The 230-nt window shown below is 55.7% G+C and carries 1 protein-coding gene; it reads right to left on the bottom strand.

All coding sequences use genetic code 11. The features are described from left to right. Positions 1-182: hypothetical protein (locus Q4563_RS23205; RefSeq protein ID WP_303606228.1), on the bottom strand; the 182-nt coding region annotated here is incomplete at its 3' end. Positions 183-230 lie beyond the last annotated feature (48 nt).

Genomic DNA, 230 nt, shown 5'->3' with positions numbered 1-230 from the left:
CCCACCGCTCCACCGCTGTAATAAGGCGACTGTTCCCATACCACCTTGAGTACCACCAGTCCGGCAAACAGCATCGCCATACGGCGGCTATATCCAAGCGCAACAAATGGAGCCACCATCAACATGCCATGCAACACCCCGGACAAACCCACATAGCGCTGCAGATCCCCGGCATACAGCATCAATCCCAGTCCAACAACACCACTGCACCAGAGCAACATCCCTACGAA

Source organism: Gilvimarinus sp. 1_MG-2023 (assembly GCF_030548285.1).
This window is presented reverse-complemented; position numbering and strand designations above follow the sequence as displayed.